Source organism: Alicyclobacillus sendaiensis NBRC 100866, from assembly GCF_001552675.1.
GTDB lineage: Bacteria > Bacillota > Bacilli > Alicyclobacillales > Alicyclobacillaceae > Alicyclobacillus > Alicyclobacillus sendaiensis.
Genome location: NZ_BCRQ01000080.1, coordinates 1 through 10,538, shown reverse-complemented (window position 1 = coordinate 10,538; position 10,538 = coordinate 1). Strand labels below are relative to the sequence as shown.

The following is a 10,538-nucleotide window of genomic DNA, read 5'->3' as shown; positions in this document are numbered from 1 at the left end:
GACACGGACAAAGACGTTTTTCGACATTGCTCGACGCTCAGGATCCTGCTATGATCTGCCCTATCCGTTATCCACAATCGAGCCTGTGGAACACTTTCATCCACAACCTTATCCACAACCTGTGGACAACGTTACCCACAGCTTCTGCACCTGTGGATGATGACCATGCACAAATCCACAGGTGATACCGACGAAACTCGGACTTCCTATCGTTCGTTCTACTCCCGCGTGCTGTGGACAAGTCCTTTCAACACTAGGGGGAACCTTTCGTGATGAGTACCAAAGTCGATCCGACCTACGACGCGCTGTGGAACCAGGTCCTCCAGATGGTTCAGGATAAGGTCTCCGGCCCGACGTACAGCACCTGGTTCGAGGACACCCACATTGTCCGAATCGATGAGTCGGAACAAACGGTCTACGTCTCCGCGCCCTCCACATTCGTACGCAATTGGCTGTCCGAACACTACACTTCCCTCGTCGAGACGCTGATGATGACCCTGATGGAGCGGGAATATCGGGTGCGATTTATCACAGAGGACGACGCACAGCCCCCCGCCGTCATCGTTCGACGTGCGCCCGAACCGGTGACAGCCGAAGAAGACGCGGAGACGAATCTCAACCCCCGCTACACCTTTGAGTCGTTCGTGATAGGCGCCGGCAACCGATTTGCGCATGCGGCTTGCCTCGCCGTTGCGGAGCGTCCAGCCAACGCCTACAATCCATTGTTCATTTACGGCGGTGTAGGCCTCGGCAAGACGCACCTCATGCACGCCATTGGGCACTACGTGCGACAGCATTATCCGGATTTCAAAGTCAGTTACATATCGTCCGAGCGATTCACGAACGAGTTCATCGCGGCCATCCGCGACAAAAATCCAGACTCGTTCCGAGCGCGATACCGCACGGTCGACGTCCTTTTGATTGACGACATTCAGTTCATCGCGAACAAGGAACAGACCCAGGAGGAGTTCTTCCATACCTTCAACAGTCTTCACGAGGTCGGGAAGCAAATCGTCATCTCGAGCGACCGCCCGCCGCGGGAGATCCCGACGCTCGAGGATCGGCTTCGCTCGCGTTTCGAGTGGGGCCTCATCACCGACATCCAACCGCCCGACCTCGAGACGCGCATCGCCATTCTGCAGCGCAAAGCGAAGGCGGACGGGTTGGACGTGCCCGTCGACGTGCTCGCCTTCATCGCCAACCAGATTGACACGAACATCCGTGAACTCGAGGGCGCGCTCACCCGAGTCATTGCGTATTCCTCGCTCGCGAAGGAAGATCTGAGCGTGGCCCTCGCCGAAGAGGCCTTGAAAGACCTCATTCATCCCAACCGCTCCCGGGCGGTGACGGTCAATCACGTCCAAAAGGTCGTGGCCGATCACTACGGCCTCAAGGTCGACGACCTCAAGGGCAAGAAACGGACGCGGAACATCGCGTTCCCGCGCCAAATCGCGATGTACCTGACGCGCGAGCTGACGGATCTTTCGCTGCCGCGCATCGGGGAAGCCTTCGGCGGGCGAGATCACACCACCGTCATGCACGCCTGCGAGCGCGTGCACGAGGAAATGATGAGGGACGACGATCTGCGCGCCACCATCGAGCGGCTGAGCCAGGCCATCAGAACCCTCACCTAAACCACAGGTTGTCCACAGGTGGACAACGCGAATTCGCGGACTTATCCACAATGTTATCAACAGGCTGTGCATGAACGCTGCGGCGAGATCATGAAGTTGTCCACATATCCACCGCACTGATCATGATCATGACGACGATCAGGATCTACTCTCCTTCTCCTGCTGATCCTGATGACACAACCGCGCTGACTTTGGACGCCGCGCTTTGCACAGGGAAGGGAGTCGACGCATGGAATTCTCATTGAAAAAGCAGGCGCTCGCAAACGCCCTGCAGATCGTCTCCAAGGCCGTCGCGGTTAGGACCCCGAAGCAAGTGCTGATGGGCATTCTCATCGAAGTTCACGAGGACGAGATCGTCGCGACTGCCTATGATCTCGAGCTGGCCATCCAAACCCGGGTGCCCGTGAGCGAGGACACAGGGCTTTCCGTGCAGCAGACAGGTGCAATTGTCCTGCCCGCTCGATACTTTGGCGATATCGTGCGCAAGCTCCCCGACACGGAGATTCATATGCGCGTGGACGCCAACTATATGACGGAGATCTCGGCGCAAAGCGTGGAATTCCATCTACACGGAATCGACGCCGAAGAATTCCCCGAGCTGCCGAACTTCATGGGCTACGAGGGCATGCAGATTCCTGCCAACACGTTGGGGCGGCTTATCGAGTCCACCGTCTTCGCGGCGGCCACGTCCGAAGTTCGCCCGGTCTTGACCGGCGTGTCCATCACGTCGAGTCCCACGCATCTCACGTTCGTCGCCACCGACGGACTGCGGCTCGCGCAGCACCAGGTGCCCCAGGCGGATCTGCCCGAGCGCCAGGTGGTGATCCCAGCCAAGTCCTTGTCCGAGCTGTCCAAAATCCTGCCTGAGGACGAGACGCCGGTGGAGATGGTGCTCACGCCGAGCCATGGGCTCTTCATCATCGGGCCGACGCGGTTTTACACGCGCCTCTTGGAGGGCACTTATCCGGACACCTCGCGGCTTGTTCCGCGCTCGGCGCGCACGCACGTGGTGCTCGATGGCGACGCCTTCTTGCACGCCATCGATCGCGCCGCGCTCATCGCCCGCGACAAGGACAACCACATGGTGCGCCTTGAGGTGACGGGCGATACGCTCACGGTCACCTCGCATTCGCCCGAGGTGGGCAACGTCTCGGAGACCCTCGGGGCTCTGCGCAAGGAAGGGGAAGACCTGCAGATTGCCTTCAACGGCCGGTACGTGATTGAAGCCGTGCGCGCGCTCGACGCCAGCGAGATCTCGATACGGTTCAACGGGGCCAATCAGGCCTTCGTCATCGAGCGCAGTGGCGATCCGTCCATGCTGCAGCTCATCTCTCCCATTCTCTGGAGGTCGTGATGGACGTTCACATTCGCGGAGATCACATCACATTGGGGCAACTGTTGAAAAAGCTGCAGATGGTGGCCTCGGGCGGCGAGGCGAAGTCGTATTTGGCCGAAGGACGGGTGCGCGTCAACGGGGCCGTGGAGACGCGGCGGGGCAGGAAACTTCGGGGCGGCGACGAGATCGAGGTGGCAGGCGCGGTCTACCGCGTGGTGAGCGTACCGGATGGACATCCGCCGCGTTGAACTGCATGACTTTCGCAATTACGCGGCTGCCGCCCTCGAGCTCTCCCCAGGGGTGAACGTGCTGGTTGGCGAGAACGGCCAGGGGAAGACGAACGCGCTGGAGGCCATGCTGCTCATCGCCGTGGGCAAGTCGCACAGGGCTCATCGGGATCGCGATCTCATCCGCTGGGAGAAGGACCGCGCGCGGATCCTGTTGGAGGCCTCGACGCGGTACGGAGACCGTCGCCTGACGTTGGAACTCGGTCCGGAGGGGCGCAGGGCGTTCGCAAACGGCGTTCAGGTGGGCCGGATGACGGAGTTTGTCGGCCAGGTGCAGGTGGTGCTCTTTGCGCCAGAAGATCTCGATCTCGTCAAGGGCAGTCCCCGCGTTCGGCGCAGGTTTCTCGACACGGAACTGGGGCAGATGGAGCCCCTGTATCTCCACCACCTGAGCCTGTACAATCGTGCGCTTCTGCAGCGAAACCGCTGGCTCAAGTCGTCCGGGCTGTCGCCGGACGACGGCGTGCTCGCCACGTTTGACGAGCAGATCGCCTTTCACGGGGCGCACGTGATCCACCGGCGTCTTCGATTTCTCGCGCGGTTGCGCGCCTACGCCGCGCGCATCTACAGCGACATTGCGAGCGGGCGGGAACAGTTTGCGCTGTCGTACCGAAGCTCGGTCTTGGGCGTCGAGGAGGGCATGACGGTCGAGCAAATCGAAGGCGCCGTGCAGCGCGCGCTCGAGCGGAACCGCGCGCAGGATCTCCGCTTTGGCACCACGAGCGCCGGCCCTCACCGCGACGACATCCTGCTCTTCCTCGATGGTCGCGAGGTGCACACCGCGGCGAGCCAGGGACAACAGCGGACCATCGCCCTGTCGCTTCGGCTGGCCGAGATCGACTTCATGCACGAAGAACTGGGCGAGTATCCGGTGCTGCTTCTCGACGACGTCCTGTCTGAACTGGACGACCTCCGGCAGCGCAACCTCGTGCTCGGCATGAGCCGCAAGGTGCAGACGGTCATCACCACCACGAGCCTCAATCGACTCGGCCAGGAGCTCGACGATTTCCGGCTGTTCCGAGTTTGTTCTGGTATAATAGCCGAAGAACGCGTCTGAAGTGCGGAAAACTCGGCGATCCTGGAAGGATGGACGCCGAGCCGCTTTTTGTTGTGTTCGGAGGCGGAGGGAACTTCTTTGGCGGATCGAATACCGGAACAGGTGTACGATGAGTCGCAAATTGAGGTCTTGGAAGGGCTTCAGGCCGTGCGCAAGCGGCCTGGGATGTATATCGGCTCGACGAGCGCGAAGGGGCTGCACCACCTTGTGTGGGAGATCGTCGATAACGCGGTGGATGAAGCGCTCGCCGGGCGATGCACGCGCATCGTGGTGCAGGTTCACCCGGACAACAGCGTGACGGTCGTAGACAACGGGGCCGGGTTTCCCGTGGGCATTCATCCGAAGACGGGCAGGCCCGCGGTCGAGACCGTCTTGACCACCCTGCACGCCGGCGGCAAGTTCGGCGGCAAGGGGTACAAGGTTTCCGGCGGCCTGCACGGCGTGGGCGCCTCGGTCGTCAACGCACTGTCGGAGTGGATGCGCGTCGAAGTGCATCGCGACGGACACATTTATGTCCAGGAGTACGAGCGCGGCACGCCGCTTTACGACCTGAAAGTGATAGGCACGACGGACAAGACCGGAACAAAGGTCTCGTTCAAGCCGGATCCCGAGATCTTCACAGAGACGACGGTGTTTTCGGCAGAGACCCTCATGAACCGCCTGCGCGAACTCGCCTTTCTCAACGCGGGGCTCGAGATTGTGTTCGAAGATGAGCGGGAGGGCGGCAAGCGCGCCGTGTTCAAGTACGACGGCGGCGTCGCCGAGTTCGTCCGCTGGCTGAATCAGTCGAAGAACGTGCTGTTTGACGATCCCATCTACGTCTCCGCGGTCAAGGATGACGTGGCGGTCGAGATCGCCCTCCAGTACAACGACGGCTACACGGCGACGGTGTACTCGTTCGCGAACAACATCAACACGGTAGAGGGCGGCACGCACGAGGCGGGCTTCAAGAGCGCGTTGACGCGCGTCATCAACGACTACGCGAGGCGACACGGCTTTTTGAAGTCGAACGACAACAGCATGACCGGGGACGATGTCCGCGAAGGGCTGACGGCCGTGGTCAGCGTCAAGGTTCCCGAGCCCCAGTTCGAGGGCCAGACGAAGACGAAGCTCGGCAACAGCGAGGTGCGCGGCATCGTCGAGACGCTCTTCGCCGAGCGGATGCAGATATTCCTCGAGGAGAACCCGGCCATCGCTCGCAAGATCGTCGATAAGTGCATTCTTGCGGCGCGGGCGCGCGAAGCGGCGAGGCGGGCGCGGGAGCTGACGCGAAGCAAGAAGATGGACGTGACGAGCCTGCCCGGCAAGCTGACGGACTGCAGTTCGAAAGATCCCGAGCGGTCGGAGTTGTTCTTGGTGGAGGGCGATTCCGCGGGCGGATCGGCCAAGATGGGGCGAGATCCGCAGACGCAGGCGATTCTGCCGCTGCGCGGGAAGATCATCAACGTGGAAAAGGCGCGACTGGACAAGGTCCTTGCGAACGAGGAGATCCGCGCCATCATCACGGCGTGCGGCACGGGCATCGGAGACGACTTCGACATCTCGAAGGCCCGCTACCACAAGATTGTCATCATGACCGATGCCGATCACGACGGGAGCCACATCCGCATCCTGTTGCTCACGCTCTTCTACCGGTTCATGCGGCCGCTCATCGACGCGGGCTATATCTACATCGCCCAGCCGCCGCTGTACAAGATCGAGAAGGGCAAGGTGGTCCGCTACGCCTATTCCGATGCGCAGCTGGAGCAGATCCTGCAGGAGATGGGGCGCGACGGCGTGCGGCTACAGCGGTATAAAGGGCTCGGTGAGATGAACGCAGATCAGCTGTGGGAGACGACGATGGATCCCGAGTCGCGCACGCTGCTTCGCGTCACCATGGAGGACGCGATGGACGCGGACATGATCTTCAGCATCCTCATGGGGGACAAGGTGGAGCCGCGGCGGGACTTCATCGCGGAACACGCGCGGTTCGTGCGCAACTTGGACGTCTGACACTTGCACGCGGGCGATGGGCCCGGGTGGAACCAAATGAGAGGTGGCATGCATGGCAGACGAGAGCAGCTCTCGCGGCATCTTGCCGGTGGACATCAGCCAGGAGCTGCGCAATTCCTTTCTGGATTACGCGATGAGCGTCATCGTCGCCCGGGCCATTCCGGACGTGCGCGACGGGTTGAAGCCGGTGCATCGGCGGATTTTGTACGCGATGTACGAGGCGGGCATGACGCCGGACAAGCCGTACAAAAAGTCGTCGCGCATCGTCGGCGACGTGCTGGGTAAGTTCCACCCGCACGGCGACTCGGCGGTGTACGAGGCCTTGGTGCGGCTGGCGCAGGATTTTTCGACGCGGTATCCGCTCATCGACGGGCACGGGAACTTCGGGTCCATCGACGGCGATGCGGCGGCGGCCATGAGGTACACCGAGTCGCGCATGTCCGCCATCGCGCTCGAACTGTTGCGGGACATCAACAAGGAGACGGTCGACTTCATCCCCAACTACGACGAGCAGGAAGAGGAGCCCGTCGTCCTTCCGTCCCGCTTCCCGAACCTTCTCGTCAACGGATCGAGCGGGATCGCCGTCGGCATGGCGACGAACATCCCGCCGCACAACCTGCGCGAGGTGATCGACGGCGTCGTCATGCTGATCGACCATCCGGACGCGACGCTCGACGACCTGATGACGGTCATCAAGGGTCCGGACTTCCCCACAGGCGGCGTCATTTTGGGCCGCGACGGCATTCGCAAGGCGTACGAGACGGGGCGCGGTTCCATCACCGTGCGCGCGGTCACGCACTTCGAGGAGCTCTCGGGAGGCAAGACGCGCATCGTGGTGACCGAGATCCCATATCAGCAGAACAAGGCCCGTATCGTGGAGAAAATCGCGGAGCTCGCCCGCGAGAAGAAGATCGACGGCATCACGGACCTGCGCGACGAGAGCGATCGCCGCGGCATGCGGGTCGTGATCGAGCTGCGCCGCGACGTGCGCCCGCAGGTCGTCTTGAACAACCTGTTCAAGCACACGGCGCTGCAGACGAGCTTTGGCGTCATCAACCTGGCGCTCGTGAACGGCGAGCCGAAGGTGCTCACACTGCGCGAGACGCTCGAACACTACCTGAATCACCAGCGCGACGTGGTGCGCCGCAGGACGCAGTACGATCTCGCCAAGGCCGAGGCGCGCGCCCATATCCTCGAGGGCCTGCGAATCGCGCTCGATCACCTGGACGAGGTCATCGCGCTCATCCGCAGCTCGCGGACCGTCGATGAGGCGCGCCAGGGGCTCATCTCCACGTTCGGACTGTCGGAGGAGCAGGCGCAGGCCATCCTCGACATGCGCCTGCAGCGGCTCACGGGCCTGGAGCGGGAGAAGATTGAGGCCGAGTATCAGGAGCTCATTCAGCGCATCGCCGAGCTCAAGGCCATCCTCGCTGATCCCAAGCTGTTGGACGGGGTCATTCGGCAGGAGATCCTCGAGATCAAGGAGCGGTTCGGCGACGAGCGGCGCACGCGCATCGTGAACGCGGAGGGGGACATCAGCGAGGAGGATCTCATCCCCGTGCACGACGTCGTGATCGCCATCACCCACCGCGGCTACATCAAGCGGGTGCCGCTGTCGACCTACCACAGTCAGCGCCGCGGCGGTCGAGGCATGACGCTGATCAACGCGCACGAGGAGGACTTCGTGACCGGACTTCACGTCACCTCGACGCACGACTATCTGCTCTTCTTCACGAATCGGGGCCGCATGTACGCCATCAAGGCGTACGATGTGCCGGAATTCAGCCGCCAGGCGCGCGGCACGCCGATTGTGAACCTGCTGAACATCGAGCAGGGCGAGAAGGTGACGGCGATGATCCCGGTGAAGTCGCTCGATCCGGCCGAGATCGGCGATACGTACCTGTTCTTCGCCACCCGCCAGGGCATCGTGAAGAAGACGCCGCTCGCGGAGTATTCGAACGTGCGCAAGAACGGCCTCATCGCCATCAACCTGCGGGATGACGACGATCTCGTCGGCGTGAAGCTGACGGACGGCACGAAGGAGATCATGATGGTCACGCGCAACGGCCTCGCCATTCGCTTCCCGGAGACGGACGTGCGCCCGATGGGCCGCGCCGCAACGGGGGTGAAGGGCATCTCGCTCAGCGAGGGCGACGAGGTGATTGCGATGGACGTGGCGGAGGACGATCACGACGTGCTCGTCGTCACCTCCCGTGGCTACGGCAAGCGCACGCCGGTGAGCGAGTACCGCGCCCAGTCGCGAGGTGGCAAGGGCATCAAGACCCTCAACTGCACCGCGAAGAACGGGCATGCCATCGAGATGTGCATGGTGACGGAAGACGACGACGTCATGATTGTGACGCAGGCCGGCGTCGCCATCCGCATCCACGTGCGCGACGTCTCCACGCTGAGCCGAAACACGCAGGGCGTGCGGCTCATCAACGTCGACGAAGGCGTCGAGGTGGCCTCCGTCAGCCGCGTGGTCAAGGACGAGGACGACGATTCGGAGGCGTGATCGCATGGGCGCGCTTTTCCCGAGGTGCGCCCGTCTGTTACGATGCGAGTGAGGAGGCGATGTCGGTGCAGAACGCGTTTTGGGACTTTCTCATCCATACGAGCGCGATGTTTCTCGCCTTCGCGACGTTTGTGGGACTTTGCTTTATCGTGGTGAACGCGATCGTCAAAGAGAAGTAAGGCCGTGAGGCGCTGGTCGAGACGAGGAGAGTGACCGCATGTTCCGCAGGCTGACAGCGTCCGATCACGATCGCGTCGTCGCCTACTTGTCCAAGCGACCGGCGCTTCACACGTTTCTCACAGGTGACATCGAGCGGTACGGCTACGACGCGCCTTTTCAGGAGGTATACGGCCACCTCTCAGACGGGCGGGTGACCGCCGTCCTCCTGCGATTCTACGGGAGCTACATCTTTTCGACCGAGAGCCCCGAGGGCGTGAAAGACGTGGTCCGCATGTTGCAGGTGAACACGGCGTGGACGATGATCCAGGGCGATTCGGTGTCGATGAGCTTGCTTCAGGACCTGGGCGGATTCCAGCCGCGTCAGGTGCGCGAGTTCGCCTTTGCACAGCGGCCACCGCACGCGCCGAGGCCTTACGTCAACACGGAGGGCGTCTATCAGGCCACGGTCGATCACGTCCCGCAACTGTGGCAATTGCGAAAAAGCATCGCTGAGTTTGCGAACAGCAACACGACGGAGTTGTCGCTTCGCCAATCGTTTGAGTCCGGGGATACGCTTTGCGTCTATGTTCCGGGCGAGCGCGGGGAGATGGCGGCTTCCGCGAGCGTGGTGGCGGAGAACACGTGGACCGCGATGGTCGTCGGCGTCTGCACACGTCCGCTCTATCGCGGGCTCGGCTATGCCACGCGGTGTGTGGCGAAGCTGTGCGATGTCTTCGACGAGCGCGGAAAGACGCTCTGTCTGTACTACGACAATCCCAATGCCGGTGGCATCTATCGCCGCCTTGGTTTCGCCGTGACGAGCGGTTGGACCCAGTTTTTCAGATAAGCTGCCGGTTTTCTCGGGTTTTCGCCCAGGTTCGGCGGGGCGAAGGATGGGTCGTGATCGCCGGGAAAACGAATTCACCGTCGGCGGGGACGTGGGCGTGTGTATCGACACGGTGTGCTCTCTCGGCTTCTGCGCCGAACACGCGGCCGCTGCGGCGATGATCACGGCGGGGGAAACCGCATCGTCCGCATGGTGGCGGGGGGCGTGATGGTGAGGCTGGGAGAGCTTCTTCCACACGATTCGCGTGATGGCGAAGGCGGTGGCTCATGGTGAGGAAGGGGGGAAGTGCAGTGAAGCATCAGACGTTGGAAGATGTGCTCCGGGATCCGGAATTCCGAAGACAATATCCACCCGAATTTTTGAAATTTCTCGAAGATCCGAAGATCCGCCAGGAAACGCAGCGGTTCTTCGATTGGGTGGAATCGCTCACATCTACAGAGAACATCGGCAAGATGAGCGTGGACGAACTGATAGAGTCGATGGCCGAGCGCCTTTGGCACATCACGTTCACGTTTTTTGAACAGAAGGTCAAGGAGATGGAGCGCGATGGGCGCGATGCGTCGCACCTGAGGGCGTGGCTTGCCAAGTACGGGCGATTCCCCGAACAGGGGGACGAAGGAGGAGACACTTGAGTGAGGGAACCTCATGTGCCCTGAGCGGAGGGAGATGGGTTTCCTCCTTTCCTGTTTTTAGCTCGCATTTTTTCACCGG

10 protein-coding genes are annotated in these 10,538 nt (G+C 61.9%); all 10 read left to right on the top strand.

What is annotated here, in order from left to right:
- On the top strand, positions 1-185 hold a 185-nt coding region (locus AS26_RS14565; protein ID WP_217997437.1), incomplete at its 5' end, for a hypothetical protein.
- A gap of 84 nt (positions 186-269) precedes the next feature.
- Positions 270-1,634 (top strand): chromosomal replication initiator protein DnaA, encoded by a 1,365-nt coding sequence (gene dnaA, locus AS26_RS12490; RefSeq protein WP_062310105.1) that lies wholly within the window; start codon positions 270-272, stop codon positions 1,632-1,634.
- 229 nt (positions 1,635-1,863) lie between these two features.
- Entirely contained in the window at positions 1,864-2,988 is a 1,125-nt protein-coding gene (gene dnaN / locus AS26_RS12485) for a DNA polymerase III subunit beta (protein WP_062310102.1), read from the top strand.
- Positions 2,988-3,218, top strand: a complete 231-nt coding sequence (yaaA, locus tag AS26_RS12480) for a S4 domain-containing protein YaaA (RefSeq protein ID WP_062310100.1) — start codon at positions 2,988-2,990, stop codon at positions 3,216-3,218. The genes dnaN and yaaA overlap by 1 nt, the downstream gene beginning before the upstream one ends.
- On the top strand, positions 3,199-4,314 hold the full coding sequence (recF, locus tag AS26_RS12475; protein ID WP_062310096.1) for a DNA replication/repair protein RecF: 1,116 nt from the start codon (positions 3,199-3,201) through the stop codon (positions 4,312-4,314). The genes yaaA and recF overlap by 20 nt, the downstream gene beginning before the upstream one ends.
- A gap of 78 nt (positions 4,315-4,392) precedes the next feature.
- Complete coding sequence (gene gyrB / locus AS26_RS12470) at positions 4,393-6,306, top strand: DNA topoisomerase (ATP-hydrolyzing) subunit B (RefSeq protein ID WP_062310091.1); 1,914 nt, start codon at positions 4,393-4,395, stop codon at positions 6,304-6,306.
- Positions 6,307-6,358: 52 nt separating this feature from the next.
- Positions 6,359-8,821, top strand: a complete 2,463-nt coding sequence (gyrA, locus tag AS26_RS12465; protein ID WP_062310089.1) for a DNA gyrase subunit A — start codon at positions 6,359-6,361, stop codon at positions 8,819-8,821.
- A 217-nt stretch (positions 8,822-9,038) separates the two neighbouring features.
- Entirely contained in the window at positions 9,039-9,827 is a 789-nt protein-coding gene (locus AS26_RS12460; RefSeq protein ID WP_062310086.1) for a GNAT family N-acetyltransferase, read from the top strand.
- A gap of 46 nt (positions 9,828-9,873) precedes the next feature.
- On the top strand, positions 9,874-10,035 hold the full coding sequence (locus AS26_RS14760) for a hypothetical protein (RefSeq protein WP_245629764.1): 162 nt from the start codon (positions 9,874-9,876) through the stop codon (positions 10,033-10,035).
- 82 nt (positions 10,036-10,117) lie between these two features.
- A complete protein-coding gene (locus tag AS26_RS12455) occupies positions 10,118-10,459 on the top strand; it encodes a hypothetical protein (protein ID WP_245629763.1) in 342 nt (113 codons plus the stop codon).
- The last annotated feature ends 79 nt before the right edge of the window (positions 10,460-10,538 follow it).

Bases quoted from the DNA above. Each gene is read 5' to 3' on its own strand.
- dnaN (WP_062310102.1), top strand. From the start codon at position 1,864: ATGGAATTCTCATTGAAAAAGCAGGCGCTCGCAAACGCCCTGCAGATC.
- recF (WP_062310096.1), top strand. From the start codon at position 3,199: ATGGACATCCGCCGCGTTGAACTGCATGACTTTCGCAATTACGCGGCT.
- AS26_RS14760 (WP_245629764.1), top strand. From the start codon at position 9,874: ATGGGTCGTGATCGCCGGGAAAACGAATTCACCGTCGGCGGGGACGTG.
- yaaA (WP_062310100.1), top strand. From the start codon at position 2,988: ATGGACGTTCACATTCGCGGAGATCACATCACATTGGGGCAACTGTTG.
- gyrA (WP_062310089.1), top strand. From the start codon at position 6,359: ATGGCAGACGAGAGCAGCTCTCGCGGCATCTTGCCGGTGGACATCAGC.
- AS26_RS12460 (WP_062310086.1), top strand. From the start codon at position 9,039: ATGTTCCGCAGGCTGACAGCGTCCGATCACGATCGCGTCGTCGCCTAC.